This window comes from Aurantimonas marianensis, assembly GCF_024195285.1.
Taxonomy (GTDB): Bacteria; Pseudomonadota; Alphaproteobacteria; order Rhizobiales; family Rhizobiaceae; genus Aurantimonas; species Aurantimonas marianensis.
Genome location: NZ_JALHBS010000031.1, coordinates 15,520 through 35,958, shown reverse-complemented (window position 1 = coordinate 35,958; position 20,439 = coordinate 15,520). Strand labels below are relative to the sequence as shown.

The window sequence follows — 20,439 nt, the reverse complement described above, 5'->3', positions numbered from 1 at the left end:
CGTCTTCAGGAATAGGAGCGCTGGGTGGGTGCTACCCCCACCACCGCCCGCGGAACGGGCGCGGAGAAATCCGATCGATCGGTAACCCATCCGTCGATCCAGCGAAAGATCGTCTGGCATGCGAACGATAGCCTTTCCGCTTTTGATCGCCTTCATTGGGGCGATCCCCGCCATTGCTTCGGCGCAGGTTCTGGTGCCGCACCGGGCCTCCTACGACCTATCGATGCGCGGGGGGGATGGCGATTTGGTTGACGCGCAGGGTCGGATCGCGATCGAGATGCACCGGAAAACCTGCAAAACCTACGAGCTCGACTATCGCTTCGTCGCTCGTTTTCAGCAGGAGCAGGAGCTGATCGTCACCGACCAGCAGACGCATTCCAGGGAAAGCGCCGACGGTGAGCGTTTTGAGTTCGAGACCAAGACCTTCATCGACGCCAGTCCCGAAAGCGCGGTGATCGGTACCGCGTCGACACGAGGCGACGTGACGCGGGTCGCCCTGACCGCCCCCAAGGTTCGGACCGTCGAGGTTCCAAAATCCATGTTTCCGATGCAGCATACGAGAGCGCTGATCGAGCAGGCGAAGGCCGGCACGCGGATCCTCGAGACGCGGCTCTACGACGGTGACGAGGAGGTCGAGAAGCTTTTGACGAGCACCGCGGTGATCGCGCCGGCTGCGGAGGGCGGCCCAGGGCCAGAGGGGAAGGCGGCAGAGACGGCTTCGAGCGACCGGAGCGCGTCTCCATCTGACCAACTCGCCGGTTTAGCCGCCTGGCGCATCAGCGAATCCTTCTACAATTCCGACAGCGACCCGGACGGCCTGCCAATCTTCCAGACGGCCTATACGCTGTACGAGAACGGCGTCTCCGATGATCTGGTGCTGACCTTCGACGGCTACACACTGGCCGGAGGCCTCGCGAGCCTCGACCTTTTCGAAATGCCTGCCTGCCCCTGAATCGACGAGGCACCGCGTCATCATGCTACCGCACCCCGGTCGGGATACGAGCCTGGCTTGCCTAGCCACGGCTTTTGGTGTATCGGCGCGTCCATTCCACACACGGAAGTCGGGTTTCGGCGGTCGAGTTCTGCTCGAACGACGCGATCCACCGGTGGCGGCATCCGGCCGCTTCTTTCCGTGGAGGCTCAACCGGTAAAGGAAACCTATCATGGCATTGCCAGACTATTCCATGCGCCAGCTGCTTGAAGCAGGCGTCCATTTCGGCCACCAGACTCACCGCTGGAACCCGAAGATGGCGCCCTATATCTTCGGCGCGCGCAACAATATCCACATTCTCGATCTCGCGCAGACGGTACCGCTTCTGCACCGTGCTCTGCAGGCGGTCTCCGATACCGTCGCCCGTGGCGGTCGCGTGCTCTTCGTCGGCACCAAGCGTCAGGCGTCGGATATCATCGCCGATGCGGCGCAGCGTTCTGCTCAGTACTACGTCAACGCCCGCTGGCTCGGCGGCATGTTGACGAACTGGAACACCATCTCCAAGTCGATCCAGCGTCTGCGCAAGCTCGACGAGATGCTCGCAGGCGAGGCCCAGGGCTTCACCAAGAAGGAGCGGCTGACGCTGCAGCGCGAGCGCGACAAGCTCGACCGTGCGCTCGGTGGTATCCGTGACATGGGCGGCGTGCCGGACATGATCTTCATCGTCGACACCAACAAGGAGTCGATCGCGATCGAGGAGGCCAAGCGGCTGCATATCCCGATCGTCGCGGTGGTGGATTCGAACTGCGATCCCGCATCGATCGACTACCCGATCCCGGGCAATGACGACGCGGCGCGCGCGATCACCCTTTATTGTGATCTCATCGCCCGCTCGGCGGTGGACGGTATCGCTCGCCAGCAGGGCGATGCCGGCGTCGACATCGGTGCGCTCGAAGAAGCGCCGGTCGAAGAGGTGATCGAAGAAGAGACGGTTGCCGCCCCGGCGAGCGAGGAAGCGGCTCCGGCTGCCACCGCCACTGAAGAACCGGTCGCCGCCGAGCAGGCTGGTGCCGCCAGCGAAGAGAAGCCCGAGGCGGCTAGCGCCTGAGCGAGCGGAAGTGCACGGTTCCGGCGTCACTGACGCCGGGACAACCACCTCCAGCGTTGCATGAGCAAACGGTCGCATGGTCCTGTTCGGAAGTCTGGATTCAATCTCGCGAAACACGCCGAAGTTGGATCTCTTGGGTTCAATGCCGGCTCGGTGACCGCATCGAATGAGAGGGCGGAGGCGGTGACAACCAGCTTCCGTTTTTCTTCGCCCGGCTCTCGTGGCCACGACTCGACCCCCAGGGCGCCGTAACCGAGGCGCCACATGTCCAGCGCACCCGTTCCTTGAGCCGGTGCGCCCAATTATTTCCGAAGAGGCAAACATGGCAATCACCGCTTCAATGGTCAAAGAGCTGCGCGACCTGACCGGCGCCGGCATGATGGACTGCAAGACCGCTCTGGCCGAGAACGACGGCAACATGGAAGCAGCGGTCGACTGGCTGCGCACCAAGGGTATCGCCAAGGCGGACAAGAAGTCTGGTCGCACGGCGGCCGAAGGACTTGTCGGTGTCGCGGCGGATGGTTCCAAGGCCGTAGTCGTCGAGGTGAACTCGGAAACCGATTTCGTCGCCCGCAACGACGCCTTCCAGGGCCTCGTGCGCGACATCACCAATGTCGCCCTTACGACCGATGGCTCTGTCGAGGCAGTCGGGGCGGCGACCTATCCCGGTTCGTCGAAGAGCGTTAACGACACGATCAAGGATGCCATCGGCACGATCGGCGAGAACATGAACCTGCGCCGTTCGGCGATGCTGAGCGTCGGGGAAGGCGTCGTGGCCACCTACATCCACAATCAGGTGATCGACGGTCTCGGCAAGCTCGGCGTTCTCGTGGCGATCGAATCGGCCGGCGACAAGTCGGCGCTGACCCAGTTCGGCCGTCAGGTGGCGATGCATGTCGCCGCGACCAATCCGCTGGCGCTGTCCGCTGAAGAAATCGACGCGGCCACTGTCGAGCGGGAGCGGGCGATTTTCGTCGAGCAGGCACGCCAGTCGGGCAAGCCGGAAAACATCATCGAGAAGATGGTCGAAGGACGTCTGCGCAAATTCTACGAAGAGGTCGTGCTTCTCAAGCAGGCTTTCGTCATCAATCCGGATCTGACCGTGGAAAAGGCGCTGGCCGAGGCGGAAGCCGGTTTCGGCGCCCCTGCCAAGATCGTCGCTTTCGCACGATTCGCGCTCGGCGAGGGGGTCGAAAAGGAAGAGAGCGACTTCGCCGCCGAAGTCGCGGCGGCGGCCGGCAAGAAATAAGCATCGGCCCGGCATTCCGTGCACGCAAGAGGCCGGAGCTTAAGGCAGTCGAGGGCGTCCGCTTCACAAGCGGGCGCCCTTATTGTATCGCATCGTCTAACTGGCGGACCCGCATCATGGCTCTGCCGCGACATCCAAGGGCCTGGCCGGTCGGCGGCGAGGCGTTTCCCGTACTCGTCCCGGCGAGGCCTGGCGCGTCTTCATCCCCGCGCCTTCAGGTTCCCCGCGGACGCAAGCTAGGTGATCGATGACAACCGAAGTCCGGTATCGGCGGGTTCTTCTCAAGGTCTCCGGTGAAGCGCTGATGGGGTCGCAAGGTTTCGGCATCGATGTCGCCGTGGCCGACCGCATCGCCGCCGACATTGCCGAGGCCCGCTCCCTGGGCGTCGAGATTTCCATCGTCATCGGCGGCGGCAACATCTTCCGCGGCGTTGCGGTCGCCTCCAAGGGCGGCGACCGGGTGACCGGCGATCACATGGGCATGCTGGGAACCGTCATCAACGCTCTGGCGCTCAGGACGTCGCTGATCAAGATGGGCGTCGAGACGATCGTCCTTTCCGCCATCGCCATGCCCGAGATCTGCGAGAGTTTCTCCCAGCGAACCGCGCTTGCGCATCAGGCGGCGGGCCGCGTGGTCATTTTCGCCGGCGGCACCGGCAATCCGTTCTTCACCACCGATTCCGCCGGCGCTCTGCGGGCCGCGGAAATGGGTGCGACCGCCTTGTTCAAGGCGACCCAGGTGGACGGCATCTATTCCGCCGACCCCAAGCGAGATCCCGACGCCGTACGCTACGACCGGCTCACCCACGACGCGGTCCTGCAAAAAGGCCTGGCCGTAATGGACGTTGCCGCGGTCGCCTTGGCGCGGGAGAATCATATTCCGATCGTCGTCTTCTCAATCCACGAGAAAGGCGAATTCGCCAAGATTCTGTCGGGCGGCGGCCGCGCCACGATCGTCACGGACTGAGCTTCGTCGACGCCCGCATAGCCGAGAAAGAGGAAAGCAAGATGGCCGACATGGATTTCACCGAACTGAAGCGCCGGATGGATGGCGCCGTCGCCAGCTTGAAGAGCGATCTCGGCGGCCTGCGGACCGGTCGCGCTTCGCCTAGCCTGCTCGATCCGATCAGCGTCGAAGCTTACGGTTCGCAGATGCCGATCAACCAGGTGGCCAACATTTCCGTCCCCGAGCCGCGTATGATCAGCGTCTCCGTGTGGGACAAGCAGATGGTCGGCAAGGTCGAGCGGGCGATCCGCGAGAGCAATCTCGGTCTCAACCCTGTCACGGACGGCACGACGCTGCGAATCCCATTGCCGGAACTCAACGAGCAGCGCCGCAAGGAGTTGGTCAAGGTCGCCCATCAATATGCCGAAAGCGCCAAGGTTGCGGTCCGCCACGTACGCCGGGACGGCATGGAGGTGTTGAAGAAGATGGAAAAGGATGGCGATATCGGCCAGGACGAAAGCCGGCAGATGTCGGACCGGGTTCAGAAAATGACCGACGACACGATTTCCGATATCGACAAGGTGCTTTCTGTCAAGGAAGGCGAGATCATGCAGGTCTAGGCTCAAGCGATCACGCGCCGAACGGCGGGCGCGGCGAACGCAACAGGGAAGGCGGGATCACGGTGCGGCATCTCCAACACGTCGCCATTATCATGGACGGCAACGGCCGCTGGGCACATTCGCGCGGCCTGCCGCGCAGCATGGGCCATCGCCGCGGCGTCGAGGCGGTTCGCGAGGCGGTGCGCGCGGCAGGTGAACTCGGCATCCAGTATCTGACCCTGTTCGCCTTCTCGTCCGAAAACTGGCGCCGTCCGCAGGACGAGGTGGCCGAGCTGATGGGATTGCTCAAGCATTTCATCCGCCGCGACCTGGCGGATCTGCACAAGGAAGGGGTCCGCGTTCGCGTCATCGGCGCGCGGGACAATTTATCGGACGACATCCGCTCGCTGCTTGAGGAGGCCGAGAGCCTGACCTGTAACAACGAGCGCCAGACGCTGGTTGTCGCTTTCAACTACGGCGCACGCGACGAGGTGACCCGCGCGATGCGGCGAATTGCCGAAAAGTTCGCGGCAGGGGAGGTGTCGCTGGAATCGCTCACACCCGATTACCTCGACGAGCATCTCGACACCGCCGGCATTCCAGATCCCGACCTGATCATCCGCACCAGCGGCGAGCTCCGGTTATCGAATTTCCTGCTCTGGCAGGCCGCCTATTCCGAGTTCGTATTCCTGCCTTGCCTGTGGCCCGATTTCGATCGCAAGTCCTTCGAGGAGGCGATCGCGGATTACCTCAGTCGAGACCGTCGCTTCGGTGGACTGTCCCGCGAAATCGCATCCTGACCGATGGGTCTCGGGTTTCGGCAATTTTTCGTCGCGGGAAGCTGGAGCGACTTACGGTCGCGGCTGGTATCGGCAGTCGTCCTCGGTCTCTTCGTTCTCGCCCTCACGGTAATCGGTGGGTGGCCGTTTCGGCTTTTGTGTTTCGCGACCGGGCTCATCGTTTTCGACGAATGGTCGCGGATTTCCCGAGCGCGGCGCGCCGGTCCGATCTTCAGCTTCGCGCGGCGCGCGCTGATCGTGGCGCTGCTTGTCTTCGTATTCGGATTTTATTTTCTGGCGCTGGGGGTCGTCGTCCTCGCCGCCGCCTTCATCGCCTTTGTCGATCGGAACGAGCGCAAGGCGGACTGGGTCCTGGGCGGCCTGCTATATTCCGCGCTGGCGGCGCTGGCGCCGGGCATGTTGCGCGGTGACGACAATGCCGGGCTTGCCGCTCTCGGCTTCGTCATCGCGGTCGTGTGGTCCACCGACATCTTCGCCTATTTCACTGGCCGGTCGTTCGGTGGGCCCAAGCTCTTGCCGATGGTTTCACCCAAGAAGACGATCTCTGGGGCGGTCGGCGGACTTGTGGCCGGCATCATTTGCGGAGCGTTGTTCGTCCTGTGGATCGGTGACCCGGTGAGTCCGTTCCTTCTGGTCCTCGCCGCCGTGCTCTCGGCGTTGGGGCAGGCCGGAGACCTTTACGAGTCCTGGATCAAGCGGCGTTTTGGCGTCAAGGATTCAGGCCGACTCATTCCGGGCCATGGGGGGTTGATGGATCGTATCGATGCCCTGATCGTGGCGCTTGGCGCGGCCTGGCTGGTCGGCCTTATCGTTGCGGGTTTCGGCAATCCCGCCCACGGCATCTTCGCGTTCTGACGGATCACGGACGAAGGTATCGTTTTGGCTAGCGGGGTCGCATCACCAAGTGGCCGCAGCGCGTTCCTGGCGGACGGCCTGCACCAGGTTCGGGTCTCAAAGGATGCGCGAGGCTGAAGTCCCGCGTATGGTCATCATTGCGGCGCGATCATACGGCGCTTATGACAGTTGCAATGCGGTCGAAGCCTCGGCCCGCCCGCATGGATCAATCAAGAGGATGCCCCGATGGAATTCGCCGGAGGTTTGGCCGGTCTGTGGAGCGGAGGACTCGTCTACGTCGTCCCCTTCCTGTTTGTCCTCACGATCATCGTCTTCTTCCATGAACTCGGCCACTATCTGGTCGGTCGTTGGTGCGGGATCAAAGCGCTGGCCTTCTCCGTCGGTTTCGGGCCGGAACTCATCGGCTTCAATGATCGCCACGGGACCCGATGGAAGCTCTCGGCGGTTCCACTGGGCGGATATGTGAAGTTTCTGGGTGACGAGAACGCCGCCTCCGTGCCGGACCGAGCTGCGCTGGCGGGCATGGACGAGGCTGACCGCGCCGGCGCGTTTCCGGCCAAGGGCGTCGGGCGCCGGGCAGCGACCGTCGCCGCCGGTCCGATTGCCAATTTCATCCTCGCCATCGTGATTTTCGCCGGGGTGGCCTTTGTCAATGGCCGCATCGTCGGCGATCCCGTCGTAGCGGAGGTTCGCGCCGAATCGCCGGCGGCGAAGGCAGGGTTTCAGGCCGGCGATCGCGTGGTCTCGGCCGATGGCGAGCCGATACACTATTTCTCCGATCTGCAACGCTATGTGTCGGCGCGCCCGGATACGCCGATCCTGATGGCTGTCGAGCGAGATGGCAGAACGGTCGAGTTGACCGTGACGCCAAAGAGCGAGACGCAGACGGACGGATTCGGCAACAGCTATACGGTTCCGGTGATCGGACTTGTGGCGACCAACGACGGTTCCTCGTTCCGGGTCGAGCAATTGTCGATGGTGGAATCGCTGGGCTACGGCGTCTCCCAGACATGGTACGTGACCGAGCGCACGGTCGATTTTATCGGCCAGGTCATCGTTGGCCGTCAAAGCACCGATCAGATCGGCGGTCCGATTCGCATCGCCCAGGTCTCGAGCCAGGTCTCGACGATCGGACTCGGCGCGCTGCTCAATCTGGCGGCGCTGCTGTCTGTGTCCATCGGGCTGCTGAATCTTCTGCCGATCCCGATGCTGGACGGCGGTCATCTTCTCTTTTACGCCTACGAGGCCGTTCGCGGCCGACCGTTGAGCGAGCGTGTGCAGGAGATCGGGTTCCGAATTGGGCTCGCACTGGTGATGCTGCTTATGGTATTTGCATTTTGGAACGATATCTCCGGGCTCGTTTGAGCAGGGTGAGTCGGAGCGGGGGCTCGGGGTTGCTAATCATTAACCACCGCAACGGTGTCCGTGGCGGCGTTGCAACGGGTTTCCAATTCCTCAACGGAGTCGGGCCAGTTTGCTTGAATGAGCCCCGAAAGCCGGTACAAGGCGTTGACGCGTACTGTTCCCTTGGCGCTTCGACACAATGACAAGAAGGTGGTTGAGCCCATGATGGCTGGAACAAAAATCTTACGCACCGCTTCGGCGATCGTGCTGTCCTCGACCGTTCTCGCCGCGACGACCCTGGGTGCCCAGCTTGCCGTCATCACGGCCGTCGAGGCCGCTGTGGTCAGCCGGATCGAAGTGAGGGGTAACAGCCGGGTCGAGGCCGAAACCATCCGTAATTTCACGCGGATCCAAGCCGGCCAGAATGTCAGTGAGGCCGAGCAGGACGAAGTGGTTCGCCGCCTCTTTGCGACGGGGTTGTTCTCCGACGTGCGCGTCAGCCAGTCGGGTGGCACGCTTGTCGTCCAGGTCGACGAGAATCAGATCGTCAACCAGGTGCTTTTCCAGGGCAATTCCAAGATCAAGGACGAACAGCTTATGGCTGCCGTTCAGACCCAGCCGCGTGGAGCCTATTCCTCCGCCACGGCGCAGGCAGATGTCGATGCGATCAGCGCAGCCTACACCAGCATCGGACGCAGCGATGCGGTGGTCACCGTCACCACGCAGCAGGTCGGCGAGAACCGCGTCAACGTCATCTACAACATCCAGGAAGGCGACCGCACCAAGATCGCCTCGATCAGCATCGTCGGCAACAATGCCTTCAGCGACAGCCGGTTGAAGCAGACCATCGCACTGCGCGAATCGGGCCTGCTCAGCTTTATCCAGCGTGACGACATTTACGATGAAGATCGTCTGCGCACCGATGAGGAAACGCTGCGGCGGTTCTATTTCAATCGGGGTTACGCCGACTTCCGTGTCGTTTCCTCGGTGGCCGAGCTCGACGAGACCCAGAACTCCTACTTCATCACGATCACCGTGGACGAAGGAGAGCGCTACACCTTCGGCAATGTTGTGATCGACAGCACCATTCCGGGAATCGATTCCGAGGCGCTCTACAGCGAATTGGAAACGCGTCCCGGCGAGGTCTACAGCGCCAAGGATGTCGAGGACTCACTCGTCAATCTGACGAACAGTATGGCCAACGCCGGCTTCGCCTTCGCCCAGGTCACGCCGCGCGGCGACCGCGATTTCACCAATCGGACCATCGCGATCAATTACGTCATCGACCAGGGACCCCGCGCCTATGTCGAACGCCTCGAGATCCGCGGCAATACCAAGACCCGCGACTACGTGATCCGGCGCGAGTTCGACGTTTCCGAAGGCGACGCCTTCAACCAGGTTCTGATTCAGCGCGCCAAGCAGCGGCTGGAAGACTTGAAGTTCTTCGAGAAGGTTTCGATCTCGACGGCTCCCGGCGCGGAGCCGGATCGGGTGATTGTCATCGTCGATGTGGTGGAAAAGGCGACCGGCGAGCTGTCGCTTGGCGGCGGTTACACGACCGGCGGCGACAATGCGGGGCCGGTCGCGGAAGTTGGCATCACCGAGCGAAACTTCCTCGGTCGCGGCCAGTTCATCAAGGTATCGGCTGGGTTTGGAAAGGACACGCGGAACTACAACCTGTCCTTCACCGAACCGTATTTTCTGGGTCGACGCCTGGCTGCGGGCTTCGATGTGTATCGCAGCGAGAGCACGTCGGGCGACTATGATTCGGTCCGGACCGGCGGCGACGTGCGTCTGGCGGCGCCGATCACCGAGGATCTGACGGCGCAGATCGCCTACAACTACAAGCAGGAAGAATTCGGCGACAACAATGGGACGACCTACAACCGGTTCACCGAGTCGCAGCTGATCGACGGCTCCGGCAACGTCTTCGAGAGTACCTGCGGTGCGCCGAACCCGAACAACAACATCGTTGATCCGAACGGCAACGCCGCGTTGGCACCGCCCTACACGGACTCGCCGATCATCAACCTGGCGATCTGCGAAAGTCCTTATATTACCTCCTCGGTTTCCTATTCTCTGATCTACAATACGCTGGATAACGCCAACGACCCGCGGGAAGGTTTCATTATCCAGGGTGGGCAGGAATTCGCCGGCCTCGGTGGCGATGCGAACTTCATCAAGACAACCGGCAAGGCGTCATATTTCAAGCTTCTCAACGAGGAGTACGACGTCATCGGCCAGCTGAGCTCGTCTGGCGGCAACGTGTCCACCCTCGGCGGGGACGATCTGCGGGTCTTCGACAGCTTCTTCAAGGGTCAGGACATCGTCCGTGGCTTCGACTACAAGGGCATCGGCCCTCGCCAGAACGGTGTGTCGATCGGCGGCACGAACTACGCCAACGCCTCCGCCGAGGCGACCTTCCCGTTGCCGCTGATTTCCCGCGACTACGGCTTTCGCGGCGCTGTCTTTGCCGATGCGGGCTCACTCTGGGGTTCGGAATTCGAAGGAGCGCCGGGCGTCGTGGGAACCGACGCGGCGCTTCGCGCGTCCGCCGGTGTCGGGTTGATCTGGGCATCGCCGTTCGGCCCGCTTCGGGTCAATTATGCCCATCCGTTCGTCAAGGAGGACTTCGACGAACTGCAGGAGTTTTCCTTCGGGTTCTCGTCCCGCTTCTAATCGGAAGGGAATTGAGGTCGGCGCTGCCGACCTCATTGCCGTTGTCGATGCCTGACTCGATCTTCTTTCCGCGCGGCGATGGCCTCGCCTTGGGTGACCTTGCCAAGATGGTTGGGGCCGCGCTGGTTAGTGGCGCGGATCCCGAGCGGAAGGTCAGCGGCCTGGCACCACTGACCGAGGCGGGCGCCGAGGATCTCTCCTTCTTCGATAACTCCCGCTATGCGGACGATCTGGCCGCGACAGCCGCAGCTTGCGTGATCGTCGAACTAAAAAATTTGCGGCTGGTTCCCGCCCAGACCGGGGCGCTGGTCACCAGCGACGTCCAGAGTGCCTTTGCGGCGGCGGGTCAGGCTTTGTTTCCGCGTGCCGTTGCGCCGACTGCGGCCAGTGGTCAGACCGGGCTTTCGCCGCGCGCGAACGTCCATCCGACGGCACGGATCGAGGATGGTGTGACGGTCGAGGCCTTTGCGGTAATCGGGCCGCACGTGGCGATCGGATGCGATACGCTGGTGGGGGCGGGTGCGGTGATCGGGGCAGGTTGCCGGATCGGCCGCGCGAGTCGGATCGGTCCCGGATCCTGCGTAACTCACGCCCTGATCGGCAATCGGGTGATACTCCACCCCGGCGTGCGAGTAGGTCAGGATGGATTTGGCTATGCCGCCGGACCGAAAGGCCTGATGAAATCGGTTCAGATCGGCCGGGTCATCATCCAGGACGACGTCGAGATCGGCGCCAATACCGCGGTCGATCGCGGAGCGATCCGCGACACGGTGATCGGCGAGGGGACGAAAATCGACAATCAGGTTCAAATCGGCCACAACGTCATCATTGGGCGTCACTGTGCGATCGTCGCACAGGTCGCAATATCGGGCAGTGCGACGATTGGAGACGGCGTCATGATTGGTGGTCAGACCGCGATCAACGGCCATCTGACCATCGGTGACGGTGCTCAGATCGCGGCGGTATCGTCGGTTGCCGGTGACGTCCCGGCGGGAGCCCGCTGGGGCGGGACGCCGGCCAAGCCGGTCCGCGAATGGTTTCGCGAAATCACCCTTCTATCCGAACTTGCCAAGAAAAGGCGTTCGCCGAGGAAAAACGATGAGTGACGAGTCGACGGTGCTGGGCAGCGCCGACATCCTGCAAATCCTTGAGCTCCTGCCACATCGCTATCCATTCCTGATGGTGGATCGCATCATCGAGATCGAGGGCGACATACGGGCCATCGGCATCAAGAACGTGACCGCGAACGAGCCGCATTTCCTCGGGCATTTCCCGTCCGCCCCGGTGATGCCCGGCGTCCTGATCATCGAAGGCATGGCCCAGACGGCGGGAGCGATCTGTACCCGCGCCGCCGGTACCGGCACGCCGCAGCTCGTCTATTTCATGACGATCGACAACGCCAAGTTCCGCAAACCGGTGGTCCCCGGCGATCGGCTCGAATATCACGTCACCCAGACAAAGAAGCGGGCCAATATCTGGAAATTCGACTGCGTCGCCAAGGTTGATGGCGCCAAGGTTGCCGAGGCGAGGGTCAGCGCTATGCTGGTGCCGCGCGACGCGTCCTGAACCATGAGCTCCGCGATCATTCACCCGACCGCCGTCATCGAAGACGGCGCCGAGATCGGCGATGGCTGTGAGGTCGGGCCATTTTGCCACATCGGCCCACAAGTGCGGCTCGGTGCGAACAGCCGACTGCGCTCGCATGTGGTCCTCTGGGGTAATACGGTCATTGGGGAGGGGGCGCAGGTCTGGCCGTTCGCTTCGCTTGGTCATGCGCCCCAGCATCTGAAATACCGGGGCGAAGACACGCGGCTGGTGATCGGCCGCAATTGCCTCGTGCGCGAGCATGTGACGATGAACGCCGGAACGGTGCAGGGACGCTCGGAAACCACGATCGGCGACGACTGCGCCTTCTTCACCGGTGCGCATGTGGCGCATGATTGCGTACTCGGCCGCAACGTCACGCTGATCAACAACGTGATGCTGGCGGGCCATTGCACGATCGGCGAATTCGCCACGATCGCCGGCGGCTCCGGGATTCACCAGTTCACCCGTATCGGGCACCATGCCTATGTCGGCGGCCTCGCGGCCGTCGAGGGCGATGTCATCCCGTTCGGAATGGTGCTGGGGAACCGGGCCTATCTGTCCAGCCTCAACGTCATCGGCATGAAGCGGGCGGGTTTCAACCGCGAGGCGATCCGCAATGTGCGGCGCGCTTATCGTATGCTGTTTTCCTTCGACCTGACGTTCAAGGAAAACATGGATGAGGTGCAGGCCGAATTTCCGGACGATCCGCTCGTGCAGGATCTGCTTGGCTTTATTCGTGCGGGCGGCGACCGGGCCCTCTGTTTCCCCCGCAACACGCAATCGGCATAAGCCGTGAGCCCGGATCACCCCGGCGAGGCACTGGGGATCGTCGCCGGCGGCGGATCGCTCCCCCGAATCGTCGCCGAGGCGGCTCGCGCAGCGGGCTGGCGACCGGTCGTCGTGCGTATCGGTGACGGTATCGACGACGACTGGACCGGATACGACGGCGGCGCCTTTGCATGGGGCCGCACCGGAGACGCGATCGCCTGTATGACAGCGAGCGGCGTTCGTCGTCTGATTTTTTGTGGAACCGTATCCAGACGACCGGATTTCCGCTCGCTGCTGCCCAGTGTGCGGACGCTACTGAGGCTTCCCGCGGCGCTGCGGATCGTGCGCGGCGGCGACGACCGGCTTTTGCGGACGCTCACCCGCTATCTCGAGCGCGAAGGCTTCGAGGTCTTGGCCGTTCAGGAGATCGCGCCACGCCTTTTGGCGCCTCTGGGTCCGCTGGGCCACCGGACGCCGCGAAGCGATGAGATCGCAGCGCTTTCACTCGCCGCGCAGGCTGCCCGCCAACTCGGCGAACTGGACATCGGTCAGGCGGTTGTCGCATCGGACAATCGGGTGATTGCTCTCGAAGGAATCGAGGGAACCCGGGCGATGTTGGCGCGGGTTGCCGAGCTGAAGGCCGGTGGCAAAATCGGCAGGCGCGAGCCGTGCGCTCTGGTCAAGAGCGTCAAGCCGCAGCAGGATCAGCGCTTCGATCTACCCAGCATCGGCGTCGCGACGATCGAGGAAGCGGCCACCGCCGGTATTTCCGCCATCGGCGTCACCGCCGGGCGCAGTCTGATCCTGGGTCTCGATGACGTGATCGCGGCGGCCGATCGTCATGACATCGCGCTCGTGGGCCTGGACGAGGCCGTGCCGGATATCATCGCATCGGGAGAGCACAATTGACGACCATCGGCTTTGTCGTCGGAGAACCCTCGGGAGATCGAATCGGCGCCGATCTGATTCGCGCGCTCCGCAGCCAGGCGGGCGGCGAGTTGCGCGTCATCGGTCTTGGCGGCGAGGCGATGCAGGCGGAGGGGCTGACCAGCCTCTTCGACATCGACGAGTTGTCGATCATCGGCATCGGGGCGATCGTTGCGCGACTGCCACAATTGCTGCGCCGGGTCTCGCAGACGGCGGATTTCATCGTCGACGCCAAGCCGGATGCCTTGGTGATCATCGACAGCCCGACCTTTTCACACCGCGTCGCCAGGCGGGTGAGGACGCGGCTGCCGAAAATGCCGATCGCCAACTATATCCCGCCGACGGTCTGGGCCTGGCGGGAAGGGCGGGCCGCTTCCATGCGCCCCTATGTCGACCACGCGATCTGCGCCTTGCCGTTCGAACCCGAGACTTTGTGCCGGCTGGGTGGCCCGCCCGCGACCTATGTCGGTCACCCCTTGATGACGACACCCGCCCTGCGCCGAATGGTGGAGGATGCAAACCGACCCGCGGCCGATCGCACACCGGCCCTTTCCCCGACGCTTGTGATCCTTCCCGGCTCGCGCCGGGGCGAGATCAACCGGCTGATCGACGATTTCGGCATGACCTTCCAGCGATTGCTCACGATGACGCCGGGGCTGACCGCGATCATTCCCACGCTGGAGCGCCACCGGCCGATCATCGAGGCAAAGATCGCCCATTGGGAAAACAAGCCGATGGTCGTAACCGGCGAGGCGGCAAAATGGGCAGCCTTCGCCAAGGCCGATGCCGCCATCGCAGCGTCCGGCACTGTATCGCTGGAACTGGCGCTGGCGGATGTCCCGATGGCGCTGGCCTACCGCCTCGATCCAATCGGCTACCGGTTTCGCCACCTCATTTCAGCGTGGACGGCCGCGCTGCCGAACTTCATCGTAGGTCATCCGCTGGTGCCCGAGCACTTCCACGAAATTGTGCGCCCGGAACTGCTTGCGCGCCGTCTTCAGCGCCTCTTGACCGACACGCCCGAACGGCGGGCGCAACTCGCCGGCTTTGCCGAGATCCGCGACGCGATGGCGATCGAACGCCCCCCTGGGGAGGCCGCTGCCGACATCGTGCTCGATCTCGTGCGGCAAGGCCGTCCGACCAACCTGAAATAGAAACGGGCGCCGCAGCGCCCGTTACCGCCTGCGATGGGAATCGCGGCTCTCAGTTGCGCTGGTCGACCGGCAGATAATCGCGCATAGTCGCTCCGGTGTAGAGCTGCCGCGGGCGGCCGATGCGCTGATGCGGGTCCTCGATCATCTCTTTCCACTGGGCGATCCAGCCGACCGTCCGGGCCACAGCGAAGAGCACCGTGAACATCGTCGTCGGGAAGCCGAGCGCCTTCAACGTAATGCCGGAATAGAAATCGACATTCGGATAGAGCTTCTTCTCGATGAAATACTCATCCGTGAGCGCGATTCGCTCGAGTTCCATCGCGACCTCGAGCAGCGGGTCGTCCTTGATACCGAGTTCGTCGAGAACCTCGTGACAGGTCTTCTGCATGATTTTGGCGCGGGGGTCGTAGTTTTTGTAGACCCGGTGACCGAAGCCCATCAGGCGGAACGGATCGTCCTTGTCCTTGGCGCGGGCGATGAACTCGGGGATGCGGTCCTTGGTGCCGATCTCCGTCAGCATGTTCAGTGCCGCCTCGTTAGCACCGCCATGGGCAGGTCCCCACAGGCACGCCACGCCCGCCGCGATGCAGGCGAAGGGATTGGCGCCCGAAGAACCGGCAAGCCGCACGGTCGAGGTCGAGGCGTTCTGCTCATGGTCCGCATGGAGGATGAAGATTCGGTCCATCGCCCTCGCGAGCACAGGATTGATCTGATACGTCTCGCAGGGAACCGCGAAGCACATGTGCAGGAAGTTTTCGGCGTAGGCGAGGTCGTTGCGCGGATAAACGAAGGGCTGGCCGACATGGTATTTGTAGGCCATCGCCGCAATCGTCGGCATTTTGGCGATCATCCGCAGGCTCGCAACCATGCGCTGGTGCGGATCGGCGATATCCGTCGAATCGTGGTAGAAAGCCGACATGGCGCCGACCGAACCGACCATGACGGCCATCGGATGCGCGTCGCGGCGAAAGCCGGTGTAAAAGCGGCTCATCTGCTCGTGGACCATGGTATGACGGGTCACACGATACTCGAAATCCTCCTTCTCCCGCGCCGTCGGCAACTCGCCATAAAGCAGGAGATAGCAGGTCTCCAGAAAATCGCCCCTCTCGGCGAGCTGGTCGATCGGGTAGCCGCGATGCAGCAGCACGCCCTCGTCGCCGTCGATATAGGTGATTTTGGATTCACAGGAAGCTGTTGACGAAAAACCGGGATCGTAGGTGAACAGACCGGTCTGTTTGTAGAGCGTGGTGATGTCCACGACATCCGGGCCAATGGTCCCGCTGCGCAGGTCCAGCCCCGCTTCTGTCGTTCCCGATGTGAGCTTCGCCGACTGTTCCGCCATGCGTTTTCCCTTCGATGGTTGCCGCAATGGTCGAAACCTATCGCAGCGCACACGTTTTCCTCAGTGCTTGCCTACTCCAAAGCCGCCGGAGCGACAAGTTCCGGCGGCAAATCCATGTTGCATCGCGAAGTCCGGACGGTGAGGGCCGGCTTAACCAGCCTGGTCGCCCAGCCGCGCCAGCGACTCGTCGCGGCCGAGCACCTCCAGGACGTCGAAGACGCCCGGCGAGGTCGTGCGTCCGGTCAACGCGGCCCGCAGCGGCTGCGCGGCCTTGCCGAGTTTCAGCCCGTTCGCCTCGGCATAGGCGCGAACAAGCGTTTCAAGCTCGCCGGCCGACCAGGTCGACACCGCCGCAAATTGCGGCAGCAACGCCGCGACGATCGGGCGCCCGCCATCGGCTAGAATCGCCTCGGCTTTCTCCTCCAGATCGAGCGGACGATCCGAGAACAGATAGTTGGTGCTCTCGGCCAATTCGACCAACGTCTTGGCCCGACCCTTCAGACCCGGCATCGCGGCGGTCAGCTTCGCGCGAACCTCGTCGTCGGGGCGCGCCTTGAGAATCGCGCCGTTCGGTAGCACGTCACGCTCGCTCATCAGCATGTCGACCAGGATCGCGTCGTCGCTCTGGCGAATCCAGTGGCCATTGATCGCCTCCAGCTTGGCGAAATCGAAGCGTGCGGCACCCTTGTTGATATCGTCGATGCCGAACCAGGCAATCATGTCCTCGGTCGAGATGATCTCATCGTCGCCATGGCTCCAGCCAAGCCGCACCAGATAGTTTCTGAGCGCCACCGGCAGATAGCCCATGGCTCGATAGGCCTCGATGCCAAGCGCGCCATGCCGCTTCGACAGTTTGGCTCCGTCCGGCCCGTGGATGAGCGGGATATGGGCCATCACCGGCACGTCCCAGCCCATCGCCTTGTAGATCAGCGTCTGGCGCCCGGCATTGGTCAGGTGATCGTCGCCGCGAATGACGTGGGTGACGCCCATATCGTGATCGTCAACGACGACAGCCAGCATGTAGGTCGGGTTGCCGTCCGAGCGCAGAAGCACGAAATCGTCCAGATCCTTGTTGGGGAACCGCACGTCGCCCTGGACGCGATCATGGACCACCGTTTCGCCGTCAAGCGGAGCGCGTAGCCGGATCACCGGCTTGATGTCGGCTGGCGCCTCGGACGGGTCGCGGTCGCGCCAGCGCCCGTCATAGCGCGGCGGACGCTTCTCGGCCCGGGCCTTCTCCCGCATCTCAGTGAGTTCGGTCTGGCTGGCGTAGCAGCGATAGGCCGCGCCCTTGGCCAGCAATTCCTCGACCACCTCACGATGGCGCGGCGCGCGCGCGAACTGAGAGACCGGGGGCTCGTCCGCCGACAGGCCCATCCAGGCGAGGCCGTCGATGATCGCCTGAACCGCCGGCTCGGTCGAGCGCCCGCGGTCGGTGTCCTCGATCCGCAGCAGCATCTTGCCGCCGGTTGCGCGGGCATAGAGCCAGTTGAACAGCGCCGTCCTCGCGCCGCCGATATGCAGGAAGCCGGTTGGCGAAGGGGCAAAGCGGGTCACGACGGTATCCGTCATGGCGTCTCCGATCGAAAAGTCAGGGCAGATTGGGCGATCGCGGGTGATCGCTTTCGCCTGTCGGCTGTGTAGCATAGGCGAGGGGAGAGACAAGGCGACGGGACCCGGAGCCGATGGACACAGCCGCCGATCAGGACGACAGCGCGAAGGAGCAGAAGGGACGGCGTGCCCGTTCCGCCCGCTTCAGAGCGTGGCGCGGGCGCCGGCCGCCGCCCCGCGCCGAATGGGGAGCGATTACCGCCGGCTGGTTGGCCATGCAATTGGAGGACGAGACCCGCCATCGCTCCGGCTTTCATCTGATCGCAATCGGCCTGATGGTCGGGGTGGTAATCGTTTACGGCATCGGTTGGCGCCCCGGTCTGGCGGTCGCCGCCATCGCTTCGATCGCGCTTCTGGCGCTCGCCGTCCGCGTTCCGGGGCGGCCGGTGCTTCGCCCGTCGCTGGTTTGCGCCGGCTTCGTCCTTGCCGGCGCCGCCTTGGCCATGACCGAGATCGAACGCACGGACACGACGTTGTTCTCGGGCGAGGCGACGGTGCGGATCGCCGGCACCGTGGTATCACGTGAGCGCACCGACAGCGGTCGTTATCGATATGTGATCGACATCGCCTCGACCGAACGGCCGGTCCTTTCGCGCCCGCCGGAACGGGTGCGGATCGTCGTCGGCAGCCGCCACGCCCCGATTTCGCCCGGCGGCGACTTCCGCGGCCTCGTCCGCCTGCGGCCGCCGTCCGGTCCTGCTTTTCCGGGCTCCCACGATTTCGCCTTCGCGCCGTTCTTCAACGGGATCGGCGCGTACGGCTTCTCCCTGGGAGCGCCAGAACCGCCCGTGCCTGACATCTTGGGCACGGCGTCGCGAAACGGTTTCGGCGCGTGGTTCCGAAACCGTCTCTCGACGGTTCGCCTGGCCATGACCGAACGCATCAGCCAGATCATCGGCGGAGCGGAGGGCGGCATCGCCGCCGCGCTCGTCACAGGCGAACGGACCGGGATTCCGGACGAGGCGGAGGAGTGGCTGCGCGGAACCGGGCTCGCCCATGTGCTTTCGATTTCCGGTTTGCACATGGCGATCGTCGCGGGATTCGCCATGCTCCTCGTCCGCTCGATGTTCGCGCTCGTGCCGGCGGTCGCGTTGCGATTTCCCATCAAGAAAATCGCTGCTGTCGCCGCGCTTATCGTTGCCGCGTTCTATCTCGCACTGTCGGGCGCGAATATCGCGACGCAGCGCGCCTTCATCATGCTTGCCATCATGCTCACCGCCGTCCTGCTCGATCGCCCGGCTCTGACGCTCCGCAACGTTTCGATCGCCGCCATCGTCGTGATTGCACTGACGCCGCACGCGGTGATGACCGCCAGCTTCCAGATGAGTTTCGCCGCGACGGTGGCACTTATCGGCGGTTACGCGGCCCTTTCGCGGCGCCGGACGCGGTCGTCCGCGGTCCCACCGGGAAGCCGGGCCTGGGGGCGTCGCATTCTCTTGGCGTTCGCGGCGATCGCGATGACCTCGCTGATCGCCGGAACCGCCACGGCGCCCTATGCGGCATACCATTTCCATCGCCTGTCAACGTTCGGCCTCGTCGCCAACGTCTTGACCATGCCGCTATTCACCCTCTGGATCATGCCACTGGCGCTGATCGGCTCATTGGCGATGCCGTTCGGTGTCGACGCATGGGCGTTTCAGGCGATGGGCTACGGCATCGGCGTCGTCCTTGAGATCGCGCGCTTCGTCTACGAGCGCTTGCCGGATCAGGCGATCGGCCTGACCACGGCCACGGGGTTGGCTCTGTTGACGGCGGCCATCCTGGCGGGCTCATACTTCGCGAGCCGCCTACGCTATGTGGCGGTTCCGTTGGCGCTCGCCGGACTAGCGGCTGCACCGGACCGCGTGCCGCCGCCTGAGCTCCTCATATTCGAGGACGGCAAGGAGGTGGCACTGATCGCCGAGGACGGGCAACTCGCCTTTCTGCGCGGACGAGCGAACGATTTCATCGCCGCGCAATGGGAGCGGGCGTTCGAGGCGAGGGGGAGGCCGTCGACCAACCGGAAACCGCGCCGGCGTATCGGGGCCGATTGCGACGAAGCGCTTTGCCGCTTCGAGACCCGCGACGGGTTGAAGGTCGTCTGGACGGACGATTACGAGAAGACCGGCATCGCGTGCGATGGCGGCGACATTGCCATCGTCGCCCGCGCGATCCGCCTGTCCGCCTGCCGCTCGGGCGCGGTCCTGGTGACGTTGCGAACCCTGCGGCGAACCGGCTCGCTGGCGATCCGGCGCGACGCTCTGTCCGGCAGGCCGATCGTCGATCAAGCGATCGCGGACCCGCCGGCCGAATGGAATCGCCATCGGCTGGCGCCGTGGCCGGAATACTGGCGCAAGCCGGCGGCGAAGATCTCCGCGACAGCCCCGCGGCGGGAAGAGGAGGCGGGTTCGGCCGACAGCGAATGAAGGGTCCGTCAGGAACCGCTGCGGCGTCGCGCTTGACGCCGAAGACAAGCCCTCGCTAGGAGCGATGCGATCGTGCCGGTGCTGAGGAGGTTGCCCCTAAAAATCGAGTGCAATCCTAACCGGCGGATTTTCGA

At 63.7% G+C, this 20,439-nt stretch carries 17 protein-coding genes; 15 read left to right on the top strand and 2 right to left on the bottom strand.

The genetic code is table 11. The features are described 5' to 3' along the window. The first annotated feature begins 118 nt into the window (after positions 1-118). The 14 genes from MJ956_RS05535 to lpxB all read left to right on the top strand — a co-directional run bounded on the left by MJ956_RS05535 (position 119) and on the right by lpxB (position 14,947). Positions 119-952, top strand: coding sequence for an EipB family protein (locus tag MJ956_RS05535; protein WP_253963478.1), 834 nt, complete (start codon positions 119-121; stop codon positions 950-952). 211 nt (positions 953-1,163) lie between these two features. Next, the gene (gene rpsB / locus MJ956_RS05530; protein WP_253963477.1) at positions 1,164-2,039 is read left to right on the top strand and encodes a 30S ribosomal protein S2; all 876 of its coding nucleotides are present in this window, start codon (positions 1,164-1,166) and stop codon (positions 2,037-2,039) included. A gap of 322 nt (positions 2,040-2,361) precedes the next feature. Next, entirely contained in the window at positions 2,362-3,288 is a 927-nt protein-coding gene (gene tsf, locus MJ956_RS05525) for a translation elongation factor Ts (protein WP_253963476.1), read from the top strand. Positions 3,289-3,535: 247 nt separating this feature from the next. Further along, positions 3,536-4,255, top strand: a complete 720-nt coding sequence (gene pyrH / locus MJ956_RS05520; protein ID WP_253963475.1) for a UMP kinase — start codon at positions 3,536-3,538, stop codon at positions 4,253-4,255. 41 nt (positions 4,256-4,296) lie between these two features. Beyond that, on the top strand, positions 4,297-4,854 hold the full coding sequence (gene frr / locus MJ956_RS05515) for a ribosome recycling factor (protein WP_253963474.1): 558 nt from the start codon (positions 4,297-4,299) through the stop codon (positions 4,852-4,854). A gap of 92 nt (positions 4,855-4,946) precedes the next feature. Continuing rightward, positions 4,947-5,633 carry an isoprenyl transferase gene (locus MJ956_RS05510; RefSeq protein WP_253963492.1) on the top strand — a complete coding sequence of 229 codons (687 nt, stop codon included), beginning with the start codon at positions 4,947-4,949 and terminating at the stop codon, positions 5,631-5,633. Between the two features lie 3 nt (positions 5,634-5,636). Then, complete coding sequence (locus MJ956_RS05505) at positions 5,637-6,488, top strand: phosphatidate cytidylyltransferase (protein ID WP_253963473.1); 852 nt, start codon at positions 5,637-5,639, stop codon at positions 6,486-6,488. A gap of 225 nt (positions 6,489-6,713) precedes the next feature. Further along, positions 6,714-7,853 (top strand): RIP metalloprotease RseP, encoded by a 1,140-nt coding sequence (gene rseP / locus MJ956_RS05500; protein WP_253963472.1) that lies wholly within the window; start codon positions 6,714-6,716, stop codon positions 7,851-7,853. A 201-nt stretch (positions 7,854-8,054) separates the two neighbouring features. Then, the gene (gene bamA, locus MJ956_RS05495) at positions 8,055-10,511 is read left to right on the top strand and encodes an outer membrane protein assembly factor BamA (RefSeq protein WP_253963471.1); all 2,457 of its coding nucleotides are present in this window, start codon (positions 8,055-8,057) and stop codon (positions 10,509-10,511) included. A 47-nt stretch (positions 10,512-10,558) separates the two neighbouring features. Continuing rightward, positions 10,559-11,617 (top strand): UDP-3-O-(3-hydroxymyristoyl)glucosamine N-acyltransferase, encoded by a 1,059-nt coding sequence (lpxD, locus tag MJ956_RS05490; RefSeq protein WP_253963470.1) that lies wholly within the window; start codon positions 10,559-10,561, stop codon positions 11,615-11,617. After that, positions 11,610-12,077 (top strand): 3-hydroxyacyl-ACP dehydratase FabZ, encoded by a 468-nt coding sequence (gene fabZ, locus MJ956_RS05485; protein WP_253963469.1) that lies wholly within the window; start codon positions 11,610-11,612, stop codon positions 12,075-12,077. The genes lpxD and fabZ overlap by 8 nt, the downstream gene beginning before the upstream one ends. A 3-nt stretch (positions 12,078-12,080) precedes the next feature. Further along, positions 12,081-12,887, top strand: a complete 807-nt coding sequence (lpxA, locus tag MJ956_RS05480; RefSeq protein ID WP_253963468.1) for an acyl-ACP--UDP-N-acetylglucosamine O-acyltransferase — start codon at positions 12,081-12,083, stop codon at positions 12,885-12,887. A 3-nt stretch (positions 12,888-12,890) separates the two neighbouring features. Further along, positions 12,891-13,775 (top strand): LpxI family protein, encoded by an 885-nt coding sequence (locus MJ956_RS05475; RefSeq protein WP_253963467.1) that lies wholly within the window; start codon positions 12,891-12,893, stop codon positions 13,773-13,775. Continuing rightward, a complete protein-coding gene (gene lpxB / locus MJ956_RS05470; RefSeq protein ID WP_253963466.1) occupies positions 13,772-14,947 on the top strand; it encodes a lipid-A-disaccharide synthase in 1,176 nt (391 codons plus the stop codon). The genes MJ956_RS05475 and lpxB overlap by 4 nt, the downstream gene beginning before the upstream one ends. A gap of 49 nt (positions 14,948-14,996) precedes the next feature. Here the strand turns inward: lpxB and gltA are convergent, their stop codons facing one another. Both gltA and gltX read right to left on the bottom strand, forming a co-directional pair. Further along, positions 14,997-16,289, bottom strand: coding sequence for a citrate synthase (gene gltA, locus MJ956_RS05465; RefSeq protein WP_253963465.1), 1,293 nt, complete (start codon positions 16,287-16,289; stop codon positions 14,997-14,999). 150 nt (positions 16,290-16,439) lie between these two features. Then, positions 16,440-17,861: a glutamate--tRNA ligase gene (gene gltX / locus MJ956_RS05460; protein WP_253963464.1), complete on the bottom strand. Its 1,422-nt coding sequence runs from the start codon at positions 17,859-17,861 to the stop codon at positions 16,440-16,442. 113 nt (positions 17,862-17,974) lie between these two features. On the opposite strand from gltX, the gene MJ956_RS05455 reads away from it, so the two are divergent. After that, complete coding sequence (locus MJ956_RS05455) at positions 17,975-20,305, top strand: ComEC/Rec2 family competence protein (RefSeq protein ID WP_253963463.1); 2,331 nt, start codon at positions 17,975-17,977, stop codon at positions 20,303-20,305. The last annotated feature ends 134 nt before the right edge of the window (positions 20,306-20,439 follow it).